This window comes from Citrobacter sp. Cpo148 (genome assembly GCF_030332375.1).
Lineage (GTDB): Bacteria > Pseudomonadota > Gammaproteobacteria > Enterobacterales > Enterobacteriaceae > Citrobacter > Citrobacter portucalensis.
In genome coordinates this window covers 96,452-121,668 of record NZ_JAOWHY010000048.1, presented here as the reverse complement: position 1 = coordinate 121,668, position 25,217 = coordinate 96,452, and the positions used below count along the sequence as shown (strand labels likewise).

Annotated in this window: 18 protein-coding genes; 4 read left to right on the top strand and 14 right to left on the bottom strand. The window is 52.8% G+C overall.

What is annotated here, in order from left to right; translation table 11 throughout:
• Positions 1 to 3 precede the first annotated feature (3 nt).
• On the bottom strand, positions 4 to 912 hold the full coding sequence (cysD, locus tag OGY10_RS19205; protein ID WP_003034152.1) for a sulfate adenylyltransferase subunit CysD: 909 nt from the start codon (positions 910 to 912) through the stop codon (positions 4 to 6).
• 254 nt (positions 913 to 1,166) lie between these two features.
• Here cysD and OGY10_RS19200 point away from each other — a divergent pair, with 254 nt between their 5' ends.
• Positions 1,167 to 2,210, top strand: coding sequence for an aminopeptidase (locus OGY10_RS19200; protein ID WP_186413039.1), 1,044 nt, complete (start codon positions 1,167 to 1,169; stop codon positions 2,208 to 2,210).
• A gap of 45 nt (positions 2,211 to 2,255) precedes the next feature.
• Here OGY10_RS19200 and cysH read toward each other — a convergent pair whose 3' ends face one another.
• From cysH to cysJ, 3 genes are all read right to left on the bottom strand, one after another.
• Positions 2,256 to 2,990, bottom strand: coding sequence for a phosphoadenosine phosphosulfate reductase (gene cysH / locus OGY10_RS19195; protein ID WP_044713393.1), 735 nt, complete (start codon positions 2,988 to 2,990; stop codon positions 2,256 to 2,258).
• 83 nt (positions 2,991 to 3,073) lie between these two features.
• A complete protein-coding gene (gene cysI / locus OGY10_RS19190; RefSeq protein WP_003034148.1) occupies positions 3,074 to 4,786 on the bottom strand; it encodes an assimilatory sulfite reductase (NADPH) hemoprotein subunit in 1,713 nt (570 codons plus the stop codon).
• Positions 4,786 to 6,585, bottom strand: coding sequence for an NADPH-dependent assimilatory sulfite reductase flavoprotein subunit (gene cysJ / locus OGY10_RS19185; protein ID WP_286577211.1), 1,800 nt, complete (start codon positions 6,583 to 6,585; stop codon positions 4,786 to 4,788). The genes cysI and cysJ overlap by 1 nt, the downstream gene beginning before the upstream one ends.
• Positions 6,586 to 7,015: 430 nt before the next feature.
• On the opposite strand from cysJ, the gene queD reads away from it, so the two are divergent.
• Positions 7,016 to 7,378, top strand: a complete 363-nt coding sequence (queD, locus tag OGY10_RS19180) for a 6-carboxytetrahydropterin synthase QueD (RefSeq protein ID WP_003825707.1) — start codon at positions 7,016 to 7,018, stop codon at positions 7,376 to 7,378.
• A 91-nt stretch (positions 7,379 to 7,469) separates the two neighbouring features.
• Here queD and queE read toward each other — a convergent pair whose 3' ends face one another.
• From queE to OGY10_RS19165, 3 genes are all read right to left on the bottom strand, one after another.
• Positions 7,470 to 8,141: a 7-carboxy-7-deazaguanine synthase QueE gene (gene queE / locus OGY10_RS19175; RefSeq protein ID WP_003034139.1), complete on the bottom strand. Its 672-nt coding sequence runs from the start codon at positions 8,139 to 8,141 to the stop codon at positions 7,470 to 7,472.
• A 71-nt stretch (positions 8,142 to 8,212) separates the two neighbouring features.
• On the bottom strand, positions 8,213 to 8,902 hold the full coding sequence (locus tag OGY10_RS19170) for an N-acetylmannosamine-6-phosphate 2-epimerase (protein ID WP_286577210.1): 690 nt from the start codon (positions 8,900 to 8,902) through the stop codon (positions 8,213 to 8,215).
• The gene (locus OGY10_RS19165; protein ID WP_057068342.1) at positions 8,902 to 10,458 is read right to left on the bottom strand and encodes a maltose/glucose-specific PTS transporter subunit IIC; all 1,557 of its coding nucleotides are present in this window, start codon (positions 10,456 to 10,458) and stop codon (positions 8,902 to 8,904) included. The genes OGY10_RS19170 and OGY10_RS19165 overlap by 1 nt, the downstream gene beginning before the upstream one ends.
• Positions 10,459 to 10,623: 165 nt before the next feature.
• Here OGY10_RS19165 and OGY10_RS19160 point away from each other — a divergent pair, with 165 nt between their 5' ends.
• On the top strand, positions 10,624 to 11,448 hold the full coding sequence (locus OGY10_RS19160; RefSeq protein WP_153686786.1) for a MurR/RpiR family transcriptional regulator: 825 nt from the start codon (positions 10,624 to 10,626) through the stop codon (positions 11,446 to 11,448).
• Between the two features lie 55 nt (positions 11,449 to 11,503).
• On the opposite strand, the gene eno is transcribed toward OGY10_RS19160, so the two are convergent.
• From eno to rlmD, 5 genes are all read right to left on the bottom strand, one after another.
• Positions 11,504 to 12,802: a phosphopyruvate hydratase gene (eno, locus tag OGY10_RS19155; protein ID WP_003034129.1), complete on the bottom strand. Its 1,299-nt coding sequence runs from the start codon at positions 12,800 to 12,802 to the stop codon at positions 11,504 to 11,506.
• A gap of 87 nt (positions 12,803 to 12,889) precedes the next feature.
• On the bottom strand, positions 12,890 to 14,527 hold the full coding sequence (pyrG, locus tag OGY10_RS19150) for a glutamine hydrolyzing CTP synthase (protein ID WP_003034127.1): 1,638 nt from the start codon (positions 14,525 to 14,527) through the stop codon (positions 12,890 to 12,892).
• Between the two features lie 350 nt (positions 14,528 to 14,877).
• Positions 14,878 to 15,669, bottom strand: a complete 792-nt coding sequence (gene mazG / locus OGY10_RS19145; RefSeq protein ID WP_286577208.1) for a nucleoside triphosphate pyrophosphohydrolase — start codon at positions 15,667 to 15,669, stop codon at positions 14,878 to 14,880.
• Positions 15,670 to 15,799: 130 nt separating this feature from the next.
• Positions 15,800 to 18,034, bottom strand: coding sequence for a GTP diphosphokinase (relA, locus tag OGY10_RS19140; protein WP_003825690.1), 2,235 nt, complete (start codon positions 18,032 to 18,034; stop codon positions 15,800 to 15,802).
• A 100-nt stretch (positions 18,035 to 18,134) separates the two neighbouring features.
• A complete protein-coding gene (rlmD, locus tag OGY10_RS19135) occupies positions 18,135 to 19,433 on the bottom strand; it encodes a 23S rRNA (uracil(1939)-C(5))-methyltransferase RlmD (RefSeq protein ID WP_008785684.1) in 1,299 nt (432 codons plus the stop codon).
• Positions 19,434 to 19,490: 57 nt separating this feature from the next.
• Between rlmD and barA the strand changes: the two genes are divergently transcribed.
• Positions 19,491 to 22,247, top strand: coding sequence for a two-component sensor histidine kinase BarA (gene barA, locus OGY10_RS19130; protein ID WP_048215651.1), 2,757 nt, complete (start codon positions 19,491 to 19,493; stop codon positions 22,245 to 22,247).
• Positions 22,248 to 22,650: 403 nt separating this feature from the next.
• On the opposite strand, the gene OGY10_RS19125 is transcribed toward barA, so the two are convergent.
• Both OGY10_RS19125 and gudD read right to left on the bottom strand, forming a co-directional pair.
• The gene (locus OGY10_RS19125; protein ID WP_137377693.1) at positions 22,651 to 23,793 is read right to left on the bottom strand and encodes a glycerate kinase; all 1,143 of its coding nucleotides are present in this window, start codon (positions 23,791 to 23,793) and stop codon (positions 22,651 to 22,653) included.
• An 82-nt stretch (positions 23,794 to 23,875) separates the two neighbouring features.
• Entirely contained in the window at positions 23,876 to 25,216 is a 1,341-nt protein-coding gene (gene gudD, locus OGY10_RS19120; RefSeq protein WP_008785687.1) for a glucarate dehydratase, read from the bottom strand.
• Position 25,217: the final 1 nt, after the last annotated feature.

The following is a 25,217-nucleotide window of genomic DNA, read 5'->3' as shown; positions in this document are numbered from 1 at the left end:
TCCTTAGAAATACCCCTGACGTTTCTTCAGCTCCATGGAGCCCGCCTGGTCGCGGTCAATCACGCGGCCCTGACGTTCACTGGTGGTTGAAACCAGCATCTCTTCGATAATTTCCGGCAGCGTCTGCGCATTCGACTCCACCGCGCCTGTCAGCGGCCAGCAACCGAGCGTACGGAAACGCACCATGCGTTTTTTAATCACTTCACCGGGTTGCAGATCGATTCTGTCGTCATCAATCATCATCAGCATGCCGTCGCGTTCCAGCACCGGACGCTCCGCCGCCAGATACAGCGGCACGATGTCGATATTTTCCAGCCAGATGTACTGCCAGATATCCTGTTCAGTCCAGTTAGAGAGCGGGAAGACGCGAATACTTTCGCCTTTGTTAATCTGCCCGTTGTAGTTGTGCCACAGCTCCGGGCGCTGATTTTTAGGATCCCAGCGATGAAAACGATCGCGGAAAGAGTAAATACGCTCTTTGGCACGCGATTTCTCTTCGTCACGACGAGCACCGCCAAACGCGGCATCGAAACCGTATTTATTCAGTGCCTGCTTCAGCCCTTCAGTTTTCATAATGTCGGTATGCTTGGCGCTACCGTGGACAAACGGGTTGATACCCATCGCCACCCCTTCCGGGTTTTTATGCACCAGCAGTTCGCAGCCGTAGGCTTTCGCCGTGCGGTCACGAAACTCGTACATTTCGCTGAATTTCCAGCCGGTATCAACGTGCAGCAATGGGAACGGCAGCGTGCCCGGATAAAACGCTTTACGCGCCAGATGCAGCATTACGCTGGAATCTTTGCCGATGGAATACATCATCACCGGATTAGAAAACTCGGCGGCCACCTCACGAATGATATGGATGCTTTCCGCTTCCAGTTGCCTCAGGTGGGTAAGTCGTTTTTGATCCATAACCGTTCCTATGTAATGCCGTTATTTTGCTAACGATGCTCAGATAACCTGACTATAGGGAGGGCAAGGGGGCGAATGAAATTACGAATTGGAATGAGTAGTTCCTCAAAGGAATAACGATCCGGAAAAGCAAATATCAAAAAGTGCTTAAGCTACCGGAATTCGGGCATTTAAGAGCAAATGAAATTGTTTTACCTCGATCACGGTTTCATACTAGCGGCTGAAAATTTCTGCTTGGTATTTAAGGACTCACTATGTTTTCCGCATTGCGCCACCTGACTACCGCCATGGCGCTCGGCGCGTGCTTCATCCTTCCCGCACAGGCAACATCTTCGAAGCCCGGAGATATCGCAAATACCCAGGCTCGATATATCGCAACGTTTTTCCCAGGCCGCGTGACGGGATCTCCGGCAGAAATGTTGTCTGCTGATTATATACGTCAACAATTTCAGCAGATGGGTTATAGCAGCGATATTCGGACGTTTAATAGCCGTTATGTTTATACCGCCAAAGATAACCGTAAAAACTGGCATAACGTAACGGGAAGCACCGTTATTGCTGCACATGAAGGCAAAGCGCCGCAGCAGATTATTATTATGGCGCACCTCGACACCTACGCCGCACAAAGCGACGCCGACTCCGATGCCAATCTGGGTGGATTAACCCTGCAAGGTATCGATGACAACGCCGCAGGTGTTGGCGTAATGCTGGAACTGGCGGAAAAACTCAAAAACGTGCCGACGCAGTACGGTATTCGCTTTATCGCCACCAGCGGCGAGGAAGAGGGCAAACTGGGCGCGGAGAACATCCTGAAGCGAATGAGCGCCGCCGAGAAGAAAAACACGCTGCTGGTTATCAACCTCGATAACCTGATCGTCGGCGATAAGCTCTATTTCAATAGCGGTAAGAAAACCCCGGAAGCGGTGCGAAAACTGACGCGCGACCGGGCACTGGCTATCGCGCACAGCCGCGGTATCGTTGCCAGCACCAATCCAGGTCTGAACAAAGACTATCCGAAAGGCACTGGATGTTGTAACGATGCAGAGGTCTTCGACAACGCAGGGATTGCCGTTCTCTCAGTTGAAGCGACTAACTGGAACCTGGGAAAGAAAGATGGCTATCAACAGCGCGCCAAAAGCGCCTCATTCCCGGCTGGCAACAGCTGGCACGATGTGCGACTGGATAACCAACAGCATATCGATAAAGCGTTACCGGGCCGGATAGAGCACCGTAGCCGCGACGTGGTACGCATTATGCTGCCGCTGGTAAAAGAACTGGCAAAAGCGGGTAAATCCTGAAGAAGTGGTCCGGTAGGATGTAAATCTTACCGGACCCCTTTCCTGTTACCCTTCGTGCAGTCCGCACTCACGCTTCAATCCGAAGAAGCGCGTCTCTTCTTCCGCCATACCCGGCTCCCATTTGCGGGTGGTGTGGGTATCGCCTACCGACAGATAGCCCTGATCCCACAACGGATGGTATTTCAAACCGTGTTTTTGCAGATACTGGTAAACCGTACGGTTATCCCAGTCTATGATCGGCAGAACTTTAAACACGCCGCGCTGGATAGCCAGCACCGGCAAATGCGCACGACTGCCCGATTGCTCTCGACGCAGACCGGCAAACCAGGTTTGCGCGTTCAGCTCCTGCAGCGCCCGGTTCATCGGCTCGACTTTGTTGATGTCATTGTATTTTTCAATGCCTTCAACGCCCTGCTCCCACAGTTTGCCGTAGCGCGCTTCTTGCCAGGCCGCACTTTCCTTTGCCCGGTAGACTTGCAGATTAAGCTTAAGCTTGTCCGTTAACTCATCAATAAACTGATAGGTTTCCGGGAACAGGTAGCCAGTATCGGTGAGGATCACCGGGATATCCGGGCGAACCTGATTTACCAGATGAAGGCTCACTGCCGCCTGGATACCAAAACTTGATGACAGTACATATTCACCAGGCAGGTTTTCCAGCGCCCACGCTACGCGATCCTCGGCGCTCAATTTTTCCAGTTGGTCGTTGGTTTGTGCCAACGCCATAACGCGTTCAACTTTCGGCAGTTCGTTCAACGCGTTGAGATCGAGTTTGGACATAAGTTCCTCACTGTTTGCCTTGCCTGATGGCGCTGCGCTTATCAGGCCTACCGATTCAGCAGACCCGATAAGTCAATTTCACATTATTCCCAGAAATCCCGGGCGGGATCGAGCACCGGGCGAATAATGCCCGCACGCACCGTAAAGTCACCGAAGCCTTCACCCGCTTCGCGCTCTTTCGCCCAGCGCCCAATCAGTTCATCCAGCGATGCCAGAATTTCCGGCTCGGTGATGTTCTCTTTAAACATCCGGGGAATGCGAGTTCCGATACGGTTGCCCCCTAAATGGAGGTTGTAACGCCCGGGTGCTTTACCCACCAGACCAACTTCCGCCAGCATCGCACGACCACAACCGTTCGGGCAGCCGGTCACACGCATGACAATGTTTTCATCACTCAGGCTGTGCTTCGCCATCAGCGTGTCGATGTTGTCGATAAACGTTGGCAGGAAGCGCTCGGCTTCCGCCATCGCCAGCGGACAGGTCGGGAACGAGACGCAGGCCATCGAGTTTTCACGCTGCGGAGTGACCGCGTTCATTAAGCCACTCTTCTGCGCAATCTTCTCGATCTTCGCCTTTTCACTCTCAGGAACACCGGCAATGATCAGGTTCTGGTTCGCGGTAATGCGGAACTCACCTTTGTGGATCTTCGCGATCTCAAGCAGACCGGTTTTCAGCGGTCGGCCCGGATAATCGAGGATACGGCCGTTTTCAATAAACAACGTCAGATGCCATTTATTGTCGATCCCTTTCACCCAGCCGATACGATCGCCGCGACCGGTAAACTCGTACGGACGGATCGGCTCAAACTTGATCCCCGCCCGGCGCTCAACTTCAGCTTTAAAGGTCTCAACGCCTACGCGTTCCAGCGTGTATTTGGTTTTCGCGTTTTTACGATCGGTACGGTTACCCCAGTCACGCTGCGTGGTCACCACAGCCTCCGCCACGGCCAGCGTATGCTCAAGCGGCAGATAACCAAACTCGCTTGCCGTACGGGCATAGGTTTTCTTGTTGCCGTGCTCAATCGATAAACCACCGCCCACCAGCAGGTTAAAGCCCACCAGCTTGCCGTTTTCCGCAATCGCCACGAAGTTCATGTCGTTGGCGTGCAGATCGATGTCATTCTGCGGTGGGATCACGACCGTGGTTTTAAACTTACGCGGCAGATAGGTTTGACCGAGGATCGGCTCTTCGTCGGTAGTCGCGACTTTTTCCTGATCAAGCCAGATCTCTGCATAGGCGCGGGTGCGCGGCAACAGGTGCTCGGAAATTTTCTTCGCCCATTCATAGGCTTCGGCATGCAGCTCAGATTCATACGGATTCGAGGTGCACAGCACGTTACGGTTCATGTCGTTGGCGGTCGCCAGAGCGTCAAGCCCGACTGAATGCAGCATCTGGTGTACCGGCTTAACATTCTTCTTCAGAATGCCGTGAAACTGGAAGGTCTGACGGTTGGTCAGACGAATGCTGCCGTATATAGTGTTGTCATGGGCGAACTTGTCGATCGCCTGCCACTGTTTGGTGGTGATCACCCCACCCGGCAGACGACAGCGCAGCAGCATCGCGTGACGTGGCTCCAGCTTTTGCTCGGCACGTTCGGCGCGGATATCGCGGTCGTCCTGCTGGTACATACCGTGAAAACGGATCAGCAGGAAGTTGTCGCCTTTAAACCCGCCGGTCAGGCCGTCGTTTAAATCTTCGGCAATGGTACCGCGCAGATAGTTGCTTTCCAGCTTCATACGCTCAGCGTCGGACAGTTTGCCTTCGACCACCAATGGTCCTGGATGTTTTTCGCTCATTAGTAGACATCTCGCTGATAACGGCGCTCAATGCGCAGCTCACTTAAAAATTCATCCGCCGCTTCGATATCCATACCACCGAATTCGGCAATCACTTCCAACAACGCCTGCTCAACGTCTTTCGCCATGCGATTGGCGTCGCCACAGACATAAATGTGCGCACCGTCGTTAATCCAGCGCCACAGTTCCGCGCCCTGTTGGCGCAGTTTATCTTGTACGTAGACTTTTTCTTTTTGATCGCGGGACCAGGCGAGATCGATACGGCTCAGTACGCCCTCTTTGACGTAACGCTGCCATTCCACCTGATACAGGAAATCTTCGGTAAAGTGCGGGTTACCAAAAAACAGCCAGTTTTTGCCTTCGGCTCCGTCAGCCGCACGTTGCTGCATGAATGCACGGAACGGCGCAATCCCCGTACCCGGTCCAATCATAATTACCGGCGTCTGCGGGTTCGCCGGCAGACGGAAGTTGTCGTTGTGTTCAATGAACACGCGAACTTCACCTTCTTCTTCCACGCGGTCGGCGAGGAAACTGGAAGCACCACCAGCACGGGCGCGACCTTCTATCTCATAACGCACCACGCCCACGGTGACGTGCACTTCGCTTTCCACTTCCGCCTGGGAAGAAGCAATGGAGTACAAACGCGGCGTCAGCGGACGCAGCAGTTCAACTAACGCCTGAGCATCCAGTTGTGCCGGAGAGAAGCGCACCATATCGACGATGGGCGTGGTTGCGGCGTAATGCTGCAACTGTGCTTTGTCACCCACTAACGGCAGCAAAGTTTCGCTGCGGGTTAAGGTGGCATAGTTCTCTACGATATTGCCGGTGTTAACCGTCAGCTCGAAATGCCACTGCAACGCTTCAGCGAGCGACAGGGTTTTGCCTTCAACCGTGACCGGCTCATCACCTTTCAGCCACAGCAGTTCAACCAGTTCTTTAACCAGAGCCGGGTCATTCTGATACCAGACGCCCAGCGCATCGCCCGGCTGATAACGCAGGCCAGAATCGCCTAAATCAATTTCAATATGGCGCACGTCTTTTTCAGAGTCGCGGCCGGTAATTTTCTGATTCACCGCAAGGGACGCCGTCAGTGGCGCTTCTTTGGTGTATGGGCTGGTGTGTACTTCATTTACTGCACCGCTCGCGGCAACTTGCACAGACGGTGCCGCAGGCGCACGCGCTTTCAGGACATCAACCAGACGAGCACGCCACTGCGCGGCGTCGGCCTGGTATTCGACGTCGGCGTCGACGCGGTCGAGCAGACGTTCACCGCCCAGCTCAGCCAGTTTCGCATCGAAGTCTTTTCCTGCCTGGCAGAAAAACTCATAAGAGGTATCGCCAAGACCGAACACGGCAAAAGCGGTGTTATCAAGTTTCGGCGCTTTTTTCGAGAACAAGAATTTATGCAACGCCACGGCTTCTTCCGCCGGTTCACCTTCCCCTTGCGTCGACGCCACCACGATCAGCAGTTTTTCATTGGCGATTTGTTTGAATTTATAGTCGCCAGCGTTGATGAGAGTGACGTTGAGCTTCGCGGCGATCAGATCATCGCGCAGGGCTTCCGCCACACGTCGCGCATTACCGGTTTGCGAGGCGGAGATAAGCGTAATGCCAGGCATTTCAGCGACAGGCGCAGGCGCCACCGCGTTGCTGCCAGGCTGCTGATTCAGCACGCCCCAAAAATAGCCAGAAACCCACGCAAGCTGTGCGGGAGTGAAATCGGTCGTGGCCGCCTGAAGGCGTGCCAGTTGCTCCGGGTTTAGCGGTAGCAAAGCGGAAGGTGGGGCCTGTGTCGTCATGCGTTGTCATGTTCCAGTAAGCAAAGCGGATTTCAGCAATAAAACCCAAACTGAAGATAAGGTTAACGGCGGGGATAGTAACAATTAAAGAAGGGATGGAAATAACAAATAACCAAATGGACTAACCTGTTTTAGTTATAGTTATTAACTGCAAAACAGATTATATAAGCATTTGATATATAAATAATTAACCAATATTGGTTGTATGAATATGTAGCTTTGGTACTGAGCATCCTTTTATACACTAAATAATTTAAGATGCATCGAGGCGGCAACTGAGCAAGTCCCCAGGAGCTTACATGAGTAAGTGACTGGGGCGAGCAAAGGCAGCCAACAAAGAAGCAGCTTAAAGAATGACGTGTATAAATAATGATAAAATTTGCTCTTTACGGTACCCTACCGCGGTTTTTCGCATTCTTGAGAGTAAAAAATGTCCACCACCTTGTTTAAAGATTTCACCTTCGAAGCCGCTCACCACCTGCCGCATGTACCGGAAGGGCATAAGTGTGGCCGCCTGCATGGTCACTCATTTATGGTGCGTCTTGAAATTACCGGTGAAGTCGATCCGCATACCGGTTGGATCATGGATTTTGCTGAGTTAAAAGCCGCGTTTAAGCCGACTTACGACAGACTCGATCACTACTATTTGAACGATATTCCTGGCTTAGAAAATCCAACCAGCGAAGTGCTGGCCAAATGGATTTGGGATCAGGTTAAACCTGTGGTCCCTCTGCTGAGTGCTGTAATGGTGAAAGAAACCTGCACAGCGGGCTGCGTTTATCGCGGCGAGTGATTTTAGGCTTGCCGGATGGCAACGCATCTTCTCCGGCCTGCATTGAGCAATAAACTATGGCCGGGTAAGCGAAACGCCCCCGGCAAAGTTATCAGGCAATATTCAGATACTTATGGGTCTGCATCGACAGACGCCAGTTACGCGCAATACAGGTATCAATGCACAAACGCGTCGCATCTTCTTTCTGGCTGATTGGCTGTAAGGCGATGATTCGCGGTTTGTCGTCACTTAACGTCGCCAGCAGTTCATCCAGTGCTTCAATATCGCGGACACGGCCAACCGGATGCTTGATTTCATTCGCGCGCTCCAGCGCCTGTGACAGCACATCATAGCCACCGCGCATATTCACCTTCGGCGATACGGTCACCCAGGTATTCGGCGTACAGCGTACTTCGTGCGTGCCGCTGGTCTCAATCTGGCAGCTAAAACCGTTCTTTTCCAGCAGGTCAGTCAGCGGCATCAGGTCATGAATGCAGGGCTCACCACCGGTGATCACCACGTGACGGGCGGTATAGCCCTGACGCGAAATGACCGCCAGCAGATCTTCGCTGCTCGCAGCACCCCATTTATCGCTTTCTTTGGTCTTGGCCAGGATGCTGTACAGGGAGACTTCCCGATCCTCAAGCTTATCCCAGGTGTGTTTGGTATCGCACCAGGCACAGCCAACCGGGCATCCCTGTAAACGAATAAAAATGGCGGGGACGCCGGTAAAGTAACCCTCACCTTGCAGGGTCTGGAACATCTCGTTAATCGGGTACTGCATAGCGCTCTCAATATGGGGATAAACGATAATTATCGCAGATCCCCGCCAAAGTATCATGCCCCATCGATGCTTTACGAGGCGATCGCTGCGACAAAGCGTGCCGTTATCTGCTGCGGACGGGTGATAGCCCCACCAACCACCACGGTATGGGCGCCTAATGCCAGGCATCGTGCAGCACGTTCCGGAGTATCGACGTTTCCTTCTGCCACAACCGGTACGCTAACTGCAGCCAACACATCACGTAAAAAACCGCAGTCTTTTTCCGCCAGCACATGCCCGGCAGTATCAGCGGTATAGCCGTAGAGCGTAGTGCCCACACAGTCAAAGCCCAGGCGCTCGGCGGTCACCGCTTCGTCTACGGTGGCAATATCCGCCATCAGCAGTACGGACGGATAGCGAGCGCGGATCTGCGTAACCAGTTCTTCCAGCGTTTGCCCACCGGGGCGCGGGCGCGCTGTCGCATCCAGAGCAATAATTTCTGGCTCAACGGTCATCAGTTCATCGACTTCCTGTAAAGTGGCCGTGATAAACACATCGCTACCCGGATAATCACGCTTGATAATCCCAATCACCGGCAGGGAGACGCTCTCTTTGATCGCGCGAATGTCCACCACGCTGTTCGCACGAATACCTACCGCACCGCCCTGCGCTGCCGCCAGCGCCATACGTGACATAATAAACGAGCTGTGCAGAGGCTCATTTTCCAGCGCCTGACAGGAGACGATTAATTTACCTTTCAGGGAATCCAGTACAGTTTTCATTACGATAAGATCTCTTCGACTTCGTTTTTAATGATGGTGACATGCGGGCCATAAATCACCTGAACCCCGTTGCCGCGAATAATTACGCCACGCGCTCCGGTCGCTTTCAGTGCCGCTTCATCAACCTTGCTGCTCTCTTTCACCGTCACGCGTAGACGTGTGGCGCAACAGTCCACCTCTTCCAGATTCTCTTTGCCTCCCAGCCCAGTAATTACGGCCGCAGCACGCTCACTTTGCGGCAGGCCGGATTCAGTCGGTGCTGCGTTTTCACGACCAGGCGTCAACCAGTTAAAGCGGTTAATCAAATAGCGGAAGGTGAAGTAGTAAAGGAAGAACCACGGGATCCCCACCATGGGGACGTACATCCAGTTGGTTTTAGCTTCCCCCTGTAGCACGCCGAAGAGGAGGAAATCGATAAGCCCACCCGAAAAGGTTTGCCCGATGGTGATATGTAAAATATGCGCGATCATAAACGCCAGACCATCGAAGAAGGCGTGAATGACGTATAACACGGGTGCGACAAACAGGAAGGAGAACTCGATAGGCTCAGTGATCCCTGTCAGGAAAGAGGTCAGGGCCGCTGACAACAGCAGACCAGCGACAAGTTTTCTGTTCTCAGGCTTGGCGGTGTGGTACATCGCCAGACATGCGCCAAGCAGGCCAAACATCATGGTGATGAAGCGCCCGGACATAAAGCGCGAGGTGCCCGCATAGAACTGCTGCGTATTCGGATCGGCAAGTTGCGCGAAGAAAATACGCTGCGTACCTTCAACTAACTGGCCATTGACGATTTCACTACCGCCAAGCGCTGTCGTCCAGAACGGCAAATAAAAGATATGGTGTAAACCCAGTGGGCCAAGCATACGCAGGATGAAGCCGTACAACAGCGTCCCCAGATAGCCTGTCGCATCCACCAGACCACCCAGTCCAAAAATGAGTTTCTGGAAATGCGGCCAAACCACCGTCATGACCGCACCCACGACAATCGCGGCAAGGGAGCTAATAATCGGTACAAAGCGCGAACCGCTGAAGAAACCAAGGAACTGAGGTAATGAGACTTTATTGAAACGGCTATGCAGCGCGCAGGTGACAAGCCCAATCACTACCCCACCGAACACACCCGTTTCCAGCGTCTGAATACCCAGCGTCATCCCCTGGCCTACGGCACCGGGATTCTCGTGTGCCAGCGTTCCGTTGAGCGTCAATAAAGCGTTGATGGTGGCGTTCATCACCAGAAATGCCAGCAATGCCGCAAGCCCGGCGGTGCCTTTATCCGTTTTCGCCAGTCCTACTGCGACACCCACCGCAAAGAGCACCGACAGGTTGGCAAACACAATAGAACCTGCGCTGGTCATGATCGTGAAGATTGCCTGTAACCAGTCAACGTCCAAAAACGGATAAGCAGTCAATGTGTTTGGATTCGACAGCGCGCCGCCAATCCCTAACAACAGCCCCGCAGCGGGCAGTACCGCAATCGGCAGCATGAACGATTTGCCGAACCGCTGTGCCTTTTCGAACCATGCGCCCGATGAAGCGCCGCTAAACATTTGCATCATTTTTTCATCTCTCCGATTAATGATGAAAATTTTTACCACATTTAATATTAATAATGAAAATTTTCATCAAAATCCAGGAAGCCGATCATACTTTTTTAAAATGACTGGCATCTCTCCCCTGCTTTCCGCCACACTATCAACAGAGAAACGCATTAAGGATTTTGCATGTCAGAAAATGAAAACCTGCTGCTGAGATTGCGCCAGGGCGTTGACGGATATAGCCGAACACAGCAGAAGCTGGGAGAGTTTGTGCTCAGCGATCCGGCAAAAGTTGTCTACCTGACGATTACCGAACTGGCGCGTGAAAGCGACACCAGCGAGGCGAGCGTCACACGTCTGTGCCGCGCACTAGGGTGTAAGGGTTATAACGAATTCAAAATGGCGCTGGCACTCGATCTCCAGCAAGGACAGCCGGTAGAGCACAGCGGAGATGAGATTGACAATGTGGTCAATGAATCCGTACAAGCGCTGCAGGACACAGCAAAATTACTCGACAGGACATTACTGGAATCCGCCGCTTTGGCGCTGCATCAGGCCCAGTCGGTACAGATTTATGGCGTAGCGGCCAGCGCTATTCTGGGTGAGTATTTACATTACAAACTCCTGCGCCTCGGCAAACCTGCACAATTGTTCAGTGACATGCATCGTGCAGCCATGAACGCCACAACGCTTAACAAAGACACGCTGGTGGTAGCGATTTCCAGTTCAGGTTCGACGCGCGATCTACTGCATGTCGTTAAACTGGCGCGTAAGCAAGGCGTGCGCGTACTGGCGTTAAGTAATACGCCGCGCAGCCCGTTGGCTTCGCTGAGCGATATTCAACTGGTCGCAGCCAAACCAGAAGGTCCGTTAAGTGCCGGTGCGCTAAATGCCAAGGTGGGAGTGATGCTGTTGGTAGAACTTCTCACCACGTCGCTGATTGCGCTGGATGAAAAGTACGGTGATGTGAGCCAGCAAACCGCCAGCGCGACCTTACCGTTGCTGCTTTAAAGACATAAAAAAACCCGCCGCAGCGGGTTTTTACGTTAAGAGCTAAAGAACAGGATTACGCCTGACCTTTGATCTCTTTACGACCGTTGTACGGTGCTTGTTCACCCAGAGCTTCTTCGATACGAATCAGCTGGTTGTACTTAGCAACGCGGTCAGAACGGCTCATAGAACCAGTTTTGATCTGGCCTGCAGCGGTACCAACAGCCAGGTCAGCGATGGTCGCGTCTTCAGTTTCGCCAGAACGGTGAGAGATGACAGCGGTGTAGCCAGCGTCTTTCGCCATTTTGATCGCAGCCAGAGTTTCGGTCAGAGAACCGATCTGGTTGAATTTGATCAGGATGGAGTTAACGATGCCTTTTTCGATGCCTTCTTTCAGGATCTTGGTGTTAGTTACGAACAGATCGTCACCAACCAGCTGGATTTTGTCGCCCAGTACTTTAGTCTGGTATGCGAAACCGTCCCAGTCAGACTCGTCCAGACCATCTTCGATGGACACGATCGGGTACTGTTTGGTCAGTTCTTCCAGGAAGTGAGTGAATTCTTCGGAGGTGAATGCTTTGTTGCCTTCGCCAGCCAGAACGTATTTACCGTCTTTGTAGAATTCAGAAGCTGCACAGTCCATCGCCAGGGTGATGTCTTTGCCCAGCTCGTAGCCAGCTGCTTTAACCGCTTCAGCGATTACAGCCAGAGCTTCAGCGTTGGAACCCAGGTTCGGCGCGTAGCCACCTTCGTCACCAACTGCAGTGTTCATACCTTTAGCTTTCAGAACTTTAGCCAGGTTGTGGAACACTTCAGAACCCATACGAACGGCTTCTTTCAGAGTCTTAGCGCCAACCGGCTGAATCATGAATTCCTGGATGTCGACGTTGTTGTCAGCGTGCTCACCACCGTTGATGATGTTCATCATCGGAACCGGCATGGAGTATTTACCCGGAGTACCGTTCAGTTCAGCGATGTGTGCATACAGCGGCAGGCCTTTTGCAGCAGCTGCTGCTTTGGCGTTCGCCAGGGACACAGCCAGGATGGCGTTTGCACCGAAGTTGGATTTGTTTTCAGTACCGTCCAGATCGATCATGATCTTGTCGATGCCAGCCTGATCTTTAGCATCTTTACCCAGCAGAGCCTGAGCAATTGGGCCGTTAACAGCTGCAACAGCTTTCAGTACGCCTTTACCCATGAAACGGGATTTGTCGCCATCGCGCAGTTCCAGTGCTTCGCGGGAACCAGTAGAAGCACCTGACGGAGCTGCTGCCATACCAACGAAACCACCTTCCAGGTGTACTTCGGCTTCAACAGTCGGGTTACCACGGGAGTCGATGATTTCACGACCGATGATTTTAACGATTTTGGACATTAGATTTTCCTCAGTACAAGTTAAACTAAAACTCCAGACAAACAATGCACCCTAATGGGTGCATTGCCGTTCTAACTTATTTACTTCTTACTTCGCCTGACGCTTCTGATGTTCACTGGCGGCTTTCACAAAGCCGGCAAACAGCGGGTGCCCATCACGTGGCGTGGAAGTAAATTCCGGGTGGAACTGACAGGCCACGAACCACGGATGATTCGGTACCTCAATGATCTCGACCAACTGATCATCACCGGAACGGCCTGCAATACGCAGACCCGCAGCTTCAATCTGTTTCAACAGCATATTGTTGACTTCGTAACGGTGGCGATGGCGTTCAACAATTGTCGGCGCGCCGTACAGTTGACGAACCAGGCTATCGTCGCTCAACTGACACTGCTGCGCACCAAGGCGCATTGTGCCGCCCAGATCGCTCTTCTCAGTACGGACTTCGACGTTGCCGTCTTCATCGCGCCATTCGGTAATCAGGGCCACCACCGGGTACTTACAGTCTGGCACAAATTCCGTGGAGTTGGCGTTATCCATACCCACTACGTTACGTGCAAACTCAATCAACGCAACCTGCATACCCAGGCAAATGCCCAGATAAGGAATATTGTTCTCACGCGCAAAGCGCGCCGTCGCGATTTTACCTTCAACACCACGGTAGCCGAAGCCGCCTGGGATCAGGATTGCATCAAGACCTTTCAGGATCTCAACGCCACGCGTTTCGACATCTTGCGAATCGATCAGCTTGATGTTGACGGTGACACGATTCTTCAGACCACCGTGCTTCAGCGCTTCGATAACTGACTTATAGGCATCCGGCAGTTCAATGTACTTGCCGACCATACCGATAGTCACTTCGCCTGCCGGATTCGCTTCTTCGTAGATAACCTGTTCCCATTCTGACAGATTAGCTTCCGGACAGTTCAAGCTGAATCGTTTACAAATATAATCGTCAAGGCCCTGAGATTTCAACAGGCCCGGGATTTTATAGATGGAATCGACATCTTTCAGAGAAATCACCGCTTTTTCCGGAACGTTACAGAACAATGCAATTTTTGCACGTTCATTAGCCGGAACTGCGCGATCGGAGCGGCAAATCAGGATATCTGGCTGAATACCGATAGAAAGCAGCTCTTTTACAGAGTGCTGAGTCGGTTTAGTTTTGACTTCACCAGCCGCCGCCATGTACGGAACCAGCGTCAGATGCATAAACAGCGTGTGCTCACGGCCAATTTCTACGGCCATCTGACGAATCGCTTCAAGGAATGGCAGAGATTCGATATCCCCAACGGTTCCGCCGATTTCGACCAGAACAACATCATGACCTTCACCGCCTTCCAGAACGCGCTCTTTAATGGCATTCGTGATGTGCGGGATAACCTGAACTGTTGCGCCCAGGTAGTCGCCACGGCGCTCTTTACGCAGAACGTCGGAGTAGATACGACCCGTAGTGAAGTTGTTGCGGCGGCTCATTTTGGTACGAATGAAACGCTCATAGTGACCCAGGTCCAGGTCGGTTTCAGCGCCGTCTTCGGTAACGAACACTTCCCCGTGTTGGATTGGGCTCATAGTACCTGGATCGACGTTGATGTACGGATCCAGTTTCATCATGGTTACATTGAGGCCACGGGCTTCAAGAATGGCTGCCAGGGAGGCTGCGGCAATGCCTTTTCCCAGAGAGGATACGACCCCGCCGGTCACAAAAATATAGTTCGTTGTCATGCTGGACCTGAGAAGTTAGGGTGAAACGATGGAATTACCAAGACGGGAAAGTAGTATACCCGAACATGACGAGCGCCACAAACTTTCATTATCCCCTCTCCTTCGTTCTTCAAGCCGCACCGGTGTTGGCTTCCTTCACTCACCCCAGTCACATAGCATTTCTATGTTCCTGGGGATTCTTTCAGTCGCCGCCTTGTTGCGACTCGAATAACTCGAAGAGGCAGTATACAAGGTGTTTCATCAACATAACGGGAAGAGAAAATAGCCTCTTTTGGGTAAATGTTTTTGACGTAAATCAAGCGCTTGTTATTTAAAAAATCACACAAATCGCCCTTGACCGACGAAATCCCTTAGAGATCAATTTCCTGCCGTTTTACCTGTTGCCAGACTTCTTCCATAGTTTCCAGATCAACACCAGTCATTTCCAGACCGCGCGAAGCCACAATTCGCTCAACTTCACGAAAACGCCGCTCAAACTTCTCGTTCGCTTTCTGCAATGCGGTCTCTGCTTTAGTGCCTAAATGCCGGGCCATATTAACCGTAGCAAACAGCAGATCGCCCATTTCCTCCTCCAGTTTAGCCTGGTCGACAACAGCCTGCTTAGCCTCAAACATGACTTCGTCGATCTCTTCGTAAACCTTGTCGACAACCGGTCCTAACGTTTTCCAGTCGAAGCCAACATTTGAGCAGCGTTTCTGGATTTTTTGGGCGCGCATTAATGCCGGTAAACTGCGGGGAATATCGTCGAGTGCGGAATGCTGTGCCTTCTGGGCGCGTTCTTCACTTTTGATTTTTTCCCAACGGGTCAAAACCTCAGTACTGTTACTGGCAGAAACATCAGCAAAAACATGTGGATGACGGCGTTCAAGCTTATCGCTAATCGCAGCACAAATATCATCAAAGTTGAAGCGTCCTTCTTCCTGCGCCATCTGGGCGTAAAACACCACCTGGAACAGCAGGTCGCCCAGCTCTCCGCGCAGGTCGTCAAAGTCTTCACGCGCAATCGCGTCCAGCACTTCATAGGTTTCTTCGAGGGTGTAAGGGGCAATAGTGGAGAATGTCTGCTCTTTGTCCCACGGACAGCCGTTTTCCGGGTCGCTCAGGCGCTGCATAATACCGAGCAGTCGGTCGATTTGATTCATTGGAATGTCCTGAAATTTCAATACAGTAGACCGGATAAGGCGATAGCCGACATCCGGCAACATAGCAATGCCTGATGGCAACGCTAACGCGTCTTATCAGGCCTACAAGGTTATCCGGCCTACAAAATAATTAATTACCGTGCAAGCGACGTGCGTCGATCACATCCGGTACCTGGTTCAGCTTGCCGAGCACGCGCCCGAGCACCTGCAGGTTATAAATTTCGATGGTCATATCGATGGTGGCCAGCTGTTGTTTTGTATCACTTCGGCTAGCTACTCCCAGCACGTTCACCTTCTCGTTGGCGAGAATCGTGGTGATATCACGTAACAAACCGCTGCGATCGTTGGCCTGGACGCGAACCACCAGCGAATACCCTGCCGAGTAGCTTTCGCCCCAGACTGCATCAACAATACGTTCCGGTGCATGGGAGCGCAGCTCAGCCAGCTGTTCACAATCCGCCCGGTGCACGGAAATACCGCGTCCCTGGGTAATAAATCCGACAATCTCATCGCCCGGAATCGGCTGGCAGCAGCGGGCGATGTGGTGCATCAGGTTACCTACCCCTTCCACCACCACACGACCGTCGTCTTTACGACGACTCTGCGGTGCCTGCGTTTTCTGCTGAAGCTGTTTCAGCGCGGCGGCATCCTGTTCGGCAGCACTGGGCTTATTAAACTGTGCCTGCAGGAAGTTCACCATTTGGTTGAGGCGGATGTCTCCCCCACCAATCGCCGCCAGCAACTCGTCCAGCTCATTGAAGCTGTAGCGCGGCAGCAGGTGTTTTTCCGCCTCTTTCAGGCTGATACCTAAATGCGCCAGCTCATCGTCGAGGATCTGGCGACCAGCAAGGATGTTTTTGTCGCGGTCCTGTTTACGGAACCAGGCGTGGATCTTCGAACGCCCACGACTGGTGGTTACGTAGCCAAGGTTAGGATTCAGCCAGTCGCGGCTTGGGTTTGGCTGTTTCTGGGTGATAATTTCAATTTGATCGCCCATCTGCAGCTGGTAGGTAAACGGTACGATGCGCCCACCAATTTTCGCGCCAATGCATCGATGCCCCACATCGCTATGAATGTGGTAAGCAAAATCGAGCGGCGTGGAGCCCGCAGGTAAGTCTACAACGTCGCCTTTTGGCGTAAAGACGTACACGCGGTCATCAAAGACCTGGCTACGGACTTCATCCAGCATTTCACCGGAATCCGCCATCTCTTCCTGCCAGGCAATCAGCTTACGCAGCCACGCAATGCGATCTTCATGACCAGAACGCGCCGCGCCTGAAGCGGTGCCCTCTTTGTACTTCCAGTGCGCCGCGACGCCCAGTTCGGCATCTTCGTGCATCTGTTTGGTACGGATCTGAATTTCGATGGTTTTCCCGCCCGGCCCCAGTACAACCGTATGGATTGACTGGTAGCCATTGGGTTTCGGATTAGCAACGTAATCATCGAACTCATCCGGCAGATGGCGATAGTGAGTATGTACTATCCCGAGTGCGGCATAGCAGTCCTGTAAACGCTCTGCCACGATACGCACTGCGCGTACATCGAACAGTTCATCGAAGGCCAACTGCTTTTTCTGCATTTTGCGCCAGATGCTGTAGATATGCTTCGGACGTCCATACACTTCGGCTTTGACGCCTTCCGTTTTCATCTCTGAGCGCAAATGACCGACGAACTCATCAATGTAATGTTCCCTGTCGATACGACGTTCATGCAGCAGCTTGGCTATGCGTTTGTATTCAGCCGGGTGCAGATAACGGAAGCAATAATCTTCCAGCTCCCATTTTAATTGCCCGATTCCCAAACGGTTGGCCAGCGGTGCATAGATATTGGTGCACTCTTTTGCCGCCAGAACGCGTTCATCTTCCGGCGCATCTTTCACTTCACGCAGATGGGCAATCCGCTCTGCCAGCTTGATGACCACACAGCGGAAGTCATCCACCATTGCCAGCAGCATGCGACGGACGTTATCGACCTGCTCGGAAGAAACTGAATCGGTATGCGTGGCTTTAAGCTGGCGTATTGCCGCCATATCACGCACACCGTGGATAAGATGAACAATGGATTTGCCCACGCTCTCGCGCAGGATGTCTTCACTGACCACGTTGGCATCAGCCAGAGGGAACAGCATTGCGGCACGCAGCGTGTCGATATCCATGCTCAACATAGAGAGAATTTCTACCATCTCCACGCCACGCCACAGCAGCAGATCCGCATCCGGATGCCCCTGTGTCTGCTGGAGGCAGTACGCCCAGGTTTCGGCTAAGCGTTCACACGACTGCTGGCTGGAGATCCCCAGACTCGCGATCCATTTCTTTGGATCAAACTCACCAGCTTTATTTATATGTGCACTTCTTACCGCAACCATTGTCCTCTCCTTAAGGGGCCAGGCCTGTCGAAGTCGACAAGCCCTACCCATTGTCTTTCATGCTGCATTACAACCCGAAATCCAATGGGTACAAAATTCATTACAAACGCTCAAACAGGACCATTGATTCCAGGTGTCCAGTGTGCGGAAACATATCGAGCATCGCCAGTCGCCGTATGGCGTATCCAGCGTTGAGCAAAGCATCGCTGTCACGAGCCAGCGTTGCTGGGTTACAGGATACATAAACAACGCGTATAGGTTCTAATTTTATAATATGTTGCATCACACCTGCAGCCCCCGCACGCGCAGGATCGAGCAATACTTTGTCAAATCCGTTTTTCGCCCACGGCTGTCGGGTAACATCTTCCTCAAGGTTTTCATGAAAGAATGTCACATTGTGTAATCCGTTATTCAGCGCGTTTTCTCGGCCTTTTTCCACCAACGCAGGAACACCTTCCACGCCAACCACGCTTGCTGCCCGAGTTGCCAGCGGTAGGGTAAAATTTCCCATTCCACAGAACAGATCGAGTACACGATCTTCAGGTTGCACATCCAGCCATTCCAGCGCACGGGCGACCATTTGTTGGTTTACCCCTTCATTGACCTGAATAAAATCGCGCGGGCTGAAGGTTAACCGTAGTCCATTTGAATCATACCAGGGCGATTCTTCTGATATTGATTCCAGTATCTCGCTTTGCGGGGCCAGAAACAAAGACAGCCCCTGAGAATGCGAAAAGCATTCCAGTTTTTCTTTATCCGCAGCACTCAATGGCGCCGTGTGGCGCAAAATCATCAGGGTTCCGCTTCCCGCCTGCACCAGTTCGACATGGCCAAGATGGCGTAACCCTTGCAGACTTTCCAGACACGCTCTGAGATGGGGCAATAACGCCTCAAGCTGGGGCACCAAAATAGGGCATTGTTTGACATCGATAATGTCGCTGGAACCGGATTTGCGAAACCCCATCTGCAATTTTTGTTCTTTTGGCCGATAGTTCAGACTCAAACGTGCGCGACGACGATAGCCCCACGGGGCATCAGCTATAACATCCGACACCTCACATTTCATTAAACGCGACAACGCTGCGCTTTTGCTACGCTGCTGCAATGAGATGCTGGCATGCTGCTGCTGGCAACCGCCGCACACGCCAAAATGCGGGCAACGTGGCACTTCACGCTGTGGGCTGTCGTTTAAACGTCGTTTTACTTGCGCGCGGGCAAACTGTTTTTTATCTTCGGTAATCACCACCTCGGCGCTTTCCTGGGGTAGCAATTCCGGTATAAACAACGCCTTTCCGTTATGGCGAGCGACGCCCTGACCAAAAGGATCGAGGTCATTGACGGTAACGGTTATGATCTGACGCGTCGTCACGCGTCGTTTTGCAGAGTAGAATTGCGCCATCGACGAGATATTTCTCTATTTAACAGTGTGACCCTAATTGTCCCATAACGGAACTCCATGACCAACTACAGCCTGCGCGCACGCATGATGATTCTGATCCTGGCCCCGACCGTCCTGATAGGTTTGTTGCTCAGTATCTTTTTTGTTGTGCATCGCTATAACGACTTGCAGCGTCAACTGGAAGATGCTGGTGCCAGCATCATTGAACCACTCGCGGTCTCCAGCGAATATGGCATGAACCTGCAAAACAGGGAATCCATCGGCCAGCTTATCAGCGTGCTGCATCGTCGCCATTCCGATATCGTGCGGGCAATTTCTGTTTATGACGAAAATAACCGACTTTTCGTCACCTCTAATTTTCATCTCGATCCGTCTGAAATGCAGTTGGCGACAGGTTCACCGTTTCCCCGGAAGCTGAGCGTCACCCGGCACGGGGATATCATGATCCTGCGAACCCCTATTATATCGGAAAGCTATTCACCGGATGAATCCGCCGTAAGCGACGCCAAAAACACCAAAAATATGCTGGGGTATGTGGCGCTTGAGCTGGACCTTAAGTCCGTACGATTGCAGCAGTACAAAGAGATCTTTATCTCCAGCGTAATGATGCTGTTTTGTATTGGTATTGCGTTAATTTTCGGCTGGCGTCTAATGCGCGACGTGACCGGCCCGATTCGCAATATGGTGAATACCGTTGACCGAATACGTAGAGGACAGCTCGACAGCCGCGTGGAAGGTTTCATGCTGGGCGAGCTGGATATGCTCAAAAATGGTATCAACTCGATGGCGATGTCTCTCGCTGCTTACCATGAAGAGATGCAGCACAACATCGATCAGGCCACCTCTGACCTGCGCGAAACGCTGGAGCAGATGGAAATCCAGAACGTCGAGCTGGATCTGGCGAAGAAACGCGCCCAGGAAGCGGCGCGTATTAAGTCTGAGTTTCTGGCAAACATGTCCCACGAGCTGCGAACACCGCTGAATGGCGTGATTGGCTTCACCCGTCTGACGCTAAAAACCGAGCTCAACACCACACAGCGCGATCACCTGAATACCATTGAACGCTCGGCTAACAATCTGCTGGCCATCATCAATGATGTACTCGACTTCTCCAAACTTGAGGCGGGCAAGCTGATTCTGGAAAGCATTCCATTCCCGCTGCGCAGCACGCTGGATGACGTCGTTACGCTGTTAGCGCATTCATCCCATGATAAAGGGCTTGAGCTGACGCTGAATATTAAGAATGACGTACCGGACAACGTCATCGGTGACCCGCTGCGTTTACAGCAGGTGATCACCAATCTGGTCGGCAACGCCATCAAATTTACCGAAGGCGGCAACATCGACATTCTGGTCGAGAAGCGAGCCCTTAGTAACACGAAAGTGCAAATTGAAGTACAAATCCGCGATACCGGGATCGGTATTCCTGAGCGCGATCAATCCCGCCTGTTCCAGGCTTTCCGTCAGGCGGATGCCAGTATTTCCCGGCGTCATGGCGGAACCGGGCTAGGTCTGGTCATTACGCAAAAACTGGTCAACGAAATGGGTGGGGATATCTCCTTCCACAGCCAACCTAATCGGGGTTCCACGTTCTGGTTCCATATCAGCCTCGATCTCAACCCTAACGTGCTTATTGATCGTTCGACAACCCGATGCCTTGCCGGTAAACGACTGGCCTACGTCGAACCTAACGCCACCGCCGCGCAATGCACGTTAGATATCTTGAGTGAAACACCGCTGGAGGTGATTTACAGCCCTTCGTTCTCCGGGTTGCCAGCGGAGCACTACGACATTCTGCTGCTCGGCATTCCGGTCACTTTGCGCGAACCACTCACCATGCAGCATGAGCGGCTGGCAAGCGCAGCAGCGATGACCGACTTCCTGTTGCTAGCCTTGCCTTGTCATGCACAAATTAACGCTGAGAAATTGAAACAGGGCGGCGCGGCGGCGTGTCTGTTGAAACCTCTCACCTCAACCCGCTTACTGCCTGCGCTGACAGAGTATTGTCAGCTAAACCACAGCGCGGATCCGCTGCTGTTAGACGAGAGCAAAATCGCAATGACCGTCATGGCGGTAGACGACAACCCGGCGAACCTCAAGCTGATTGGCGCATTGCTGGAAGATAAGGTCCAGCACGTCGTGCTTTGCGACAGCGGGCATCAGGCGGTGGATCGCGCCAGACAAATGCCGTTTGACCTGATCCTGATGGATATTCAGATGCCAGACATGGACGGTATTCGCGCCTGCGAACTAATCCACCAGCTTCCTCATCAACAGCAGACACCGGTCATTGCGGTCACCGCACACGCCATGGCCGGGCAGAAAGAGAAGCTGCTCAGCGCCGGGATGAACGATTACCTGGCGAAGCCTATCGAGGAAGATAAGCTGCATAATCTGCTGTTACGTTACAAACCGGGCGCAAGCACATCGCTGCGGGCACTCACCGCAGAACCTCTTGAGCCGGTCGTCAATCCGAACACGACGCTCGACTGGCAACTGGCATTAAGGCAAGCCGCGGGTAAGAACGATTTGGCGCGGGATATGCTGCAAATGCTGATCGATTTTCTGCCTGAGGTGCGTAACAAAATCGAAGAGCAACTGGTCGGAGAGAACCCCGAAGGGCTGGTGGATATGATTCACAAGCTGCACGGTAGTTGCGGTTATAGTGGTGTCCCCCGCATGAAAAACCTGTGTCAGCTCATTGAACAACAGCTACGCAGTGGAACCAAAGAAGAAGAGCTGGAACCTGAATTTTTAGAGCTTCTGGATGAAATGGACAACGTTGCGCGCGAAGCGAAACGGATATTGGGGTGATATTCGCCGGATGCGGCGTAAACGCCTTATCCGGCCTACAGGTTTCGCTGCTTACCGTAGAGCCGATAAGCGTCGTGCATCGGGCAGTAAACGCCTTATCCGGTCTACAGGTTTCGCTGTTTACCGTAGGCCCGATAAGCGTCGAGCATCGGGCAGTAAACGCCTTATCCAGCCTACAGGCTTCGCTGTTTGCCGTAGGCCCGATAAGCGTCGCGCATCGGGCAGTAAACGCCTTATCCGGCCTACAGGTTTCACTGTTTACCGTAGAGCCGATAAGCGTCGTGCATCGGGCAGTAAACGCCTTATCCAGCCTACAGGCTTCGCTGTTTACCGTAGGCCCGATAAGCGTCGCGCATCGGGCACATCGCCAAATCCGGCGTAAACGCCTTATACGACCTACAACTCAGCGTAATTGCTGCCCTGCTTTAAGCGTTGCGGCTACGTTTCGCGCCGTCATTCGTACGTTGTCGCTCGCGTTCTTCAGCGCCTCATCCAGGGTACAAATGGAGTAGATGACGCTGAAAACCGCATCCAGCCCATGCTCGTGTACGACCCCCACATCGGCCGTCAGGCTACCTGCGATACCGATAACCGGCTTGTTGTAACGCTTTGCGACCTTCGCCACGCCAACCGGAACCTTACCGTGAATGGTCTGACTATCAATGCGCCCTTCACCTGTGACCACTAAATCCGCATCCGCAACGCAGGCATCAAGGTGTAACGCATCGGTCACTATCTCAATACCGCAGCGTAACTGTGCGCCGCAAAACGCATACAGCGCCGCCCCCATACCACCCGCCGCACCACCACCGGCCAGATCCAGCACGTTGACGTCCAGATCGCGGGCAATAAGTCGCGCATAGTGCGTGAGCGCCCGATCCAGACGGGTAATCATCTCCGGCGTCGCCCCTTTTTGCGGACCAAAAACCGCAGATGCGCCCTCTTTTCCAGTCAACGGGTTGGTCACATCGCAAGCCACTTCTATAAGGCACCCGGCAAGACGGCTGTCTAACTGAGAAATATCAATTCGGGACAGAGATTCTAGACCGATTCCGCCTTGCGCAATTTCGTTATTTTGCGCATCCAGCAGTTTTGCTCCCAGCGCTTGCACCATCCCGGCACCGCCATCATTGGTGGCGCTACCGCCAATCCCAATGATGATATGCTCAACGCCAGCGTCCAGCGCATGACGGATTAACTCCCCGGTTCCCCAGGATGTCGTTTTCAGCGGATCGCGTAAACCCACAGGAACCTGTTCCAGTCCGCTGGCGGCCGCCATTTCGATAAACGCCGAGCGCTCATCACCAGATAAACCATAAAATGCCTGAATTGTGTTGCCCAAAGGGCCGGTAACATCAACATGCACAAGGTGACCTTGCGTTGCGGCAACCATCGCTTCGACCGTACCTTCACCGCCATCTGCAACCGGGATCTTCACGTAATCCGCATCGGGCCAGATCTCACGAAACCCCAGCTCTATAGCCGTTGCCACCTCAAGCGCACTCAAACTTTCCTTATAGGAATCGGGTGCGATTACTATTTTCATAAAGCATCCTTACGCATGTTGATTATGTTAAGCATACACCAGGAGCAAAACCGCTCACTCTATAGGAGCGGTCCTGGATCACTTAGCGAACCATGCACGGACGCTTATTATCAAACGTCCAGTTCGGGATAAGATACTGCATACCCATCGCATCATCACGCGCCCCCAGTCCATGTTGCTGGTACAGCTCATGCGCTTTCATGACCTGATCCATATCCAGCTCCACGCCCAGACCCGGTTTTGCCGGAACCTGCACCATGCCGCCTTTGATTTCAAACGGCTCTTTGGTCAAACGCTGGTTGCCTTCCTGCCAGATCCAGTGGGTGTCGATAGCGGTTATTTTACCCGGAGCAGCCGCCGCGACATGCGTAAACATCGCCAGCGAAATATCAAAGTGATTGTTAGAGTGCGATCCCCAGGTCAGCCCGAACTCATGGCACATCTGCGCCACACGGACAGAACCCTGCATGGTCCAGAAGTGCGGGTCCGCCAGTGGGATATCCACAGACTGCAACGACAGCGTATGCCCCATCTGACGCCAGTCGGTGGCGATCATGTTGGTGGCGGTCGGCAGACCGGTGGCGCGGCGGAACTCCGCCATCACTTCACGACCAGAGAAGCCCTGCTCGGCACCGCACGGATCTTCCGCATAGGCCAGAGAACCCTTCAGATATTTGCCGATCTTAATCGCTTCATTTAGCGACCACGCGCCGTTCGGATCCAGCGTGACGCGGGCCTGCGGAAAGCGTTTCGCTAGCGCGACAATAGATTCCGCTTCTTCTTCCCCGGCCAGTACGCCGCCTTTCAGTTTAAAGTCGTTGAAACCATACTTCTCATACGCGGCTTCCGCCAGGCGCACTACCGCATCCGGGGTCATCGCTTCTTCATGACGCAGACGATACCAGTCGCATTTATCATCCGGCTGACTCTGGTACGGCAGCGGCGTTGCCTTACGGTTACCCACGAAGAACAGGTAACCCAACATTTCAACTTCGCTACGCTGCTGGCCATCCCCCAGCAAAGAGGCGACGTTTACGCCCAAATGCTGACCTAACAGATCCAACATGGCCGCTTCGATCCCAGTAACCACATGAATAGTGGTACGTAAATCGAAGGTCTGCAAACCGCGACCGCCCGCATCACGATCGGCAAAAGTATTGCGTACTGCATTCAGCACGTTTTTGTATTCACCTAACGTTTTACCTACCACCAACGGGATCGCATCTTCCAGAGTTTTGCGGATTTTTTCGCCGCCGGGAATTTCACCCACGCCGGTATGACCGGAGTTATCTTTAATAATCACAATATTGCGCGTGAAGAACGGAGCATGTGCGCCGCTCAGGTTCATCAACATGCTGTCATGACCCGCAACCGGAATAACCTGCATAGAGGTAACCAATGGGGTAGAAAATTGTGCGCTCATA

Coding starts and splice junctions, on each gene's coding strand:
- OGY10_RS19200 (WP_186413039.1), top strand. CDS start 1,167: ATGTTTTCCGCATTGCGCCACCTGACTACCGCCATGGCGCTCGGCGCG.
- OGY10_RS19160 (WP_153686786.1), top strand. CDS start 10,624: ATGTCAGAAAATGAAAACCTGCTGCTGAGATTGCGCCAGGGCGTTGAC.
- relA (WP_003825690.1), bottom strand. CDS start 18,034: ATGGTTGCGGTAAGAAGTGCACATATAAATAAAGCTGGTGAGTTTGAT.
- queD (WP_003825707.1), top strand. CDS start 7,016: ATGTCCACCACCTTGTTTAAAGATTTCACCTTCGAAGCCGCTCACCAC.
- eno (WP_003034129.1), bottom strand. CDS start 12,802: ATGTCCAAAATCGTTAAAATCATCGGTCGTGAAATCATCGACTCCCGT.
- gudD (WP_008785687.1), bottom strand. CDS start 25,216: ATGAGCGCACAATTTTCTACCCCATTGGTTACCTCTATGCAGGTTATT.
- cysI (WP_003034148.1), bottom strand. CDS start 4,786: ATGAGCGAAAAACATCCAGGACCATTGGTGGTCGAAGGCAAACTGTCC.
- barA (WP_048215651.1), top strand. CDS start 19,491: ATGACCAACTACAGCCTGCGCGCACGCATGATGATTCTGATCCTGGCC.
- cysH (WP_044713393.1), bottom strand. CDS start 2,990: ATGTCCAAACTCGATCTCAACGCGTTGAACGAACTGCCGAAAGTTGAA.
- cysD (WP_003034152.1), bottom strand. CDS start 912: ATGGATCAAAAACGACTTACCCACCTGAGGCAACTGGAAGCGGAAAGC.
- OGY10_RS19125 (WP_137377693.1), bottom strand. CDS start 23,793: ATGAAAATAGTAATCGCACCCGATTCCTATAAGGAAAGTTTGAGTGCG.
- OGY10_RS19165 (WP_057068342.1), bottom strand. CDS start 10,458: ATGATGCAAATGTTTAGCGGCGCTTCATCGGGCGCATGGTTCGAAAAG.
- OGY10_RS19170 (WP_286577210.1), bottom strand. CDS start 8,902: ATGAAAACTGTACTGGATTCCCTGAAAGGTAAATTAATCGTCTCCTGT.
- rlmD (WP_008785684.1), bottom strand. CDS start 19,433: ATGGCGCAATTCTACTCTGCAAAACGACGCGTGACGACGCGTCAGATC.
- queE (WP_003034139.1), bottom strand. CDS start 8,141: ATGCAGTACCCGATTAACGAGATGTTCCAGACCCTGCAAGGTGAGGGT.
- cysJ (WP_286577211.1), bottom strand. CDS start 6,585: ATGACGACACAGGCCCCACCTTCCGCTTTGCTACCGCTAAACCCGGAG.
- pyrG (WP_003034127.1), bottom strand. CDS start 14,527: ATGACAACGAACTATATTTTTGTGACCGGCGGGGTCGTATCCTCTCTG.
- mazG (WP_286577208.1), bottom strand. CDS start 15,669: ATGAATCAAATCGACCGACTGCTCGGTATTATGCAGCGCCTGAGCGAC.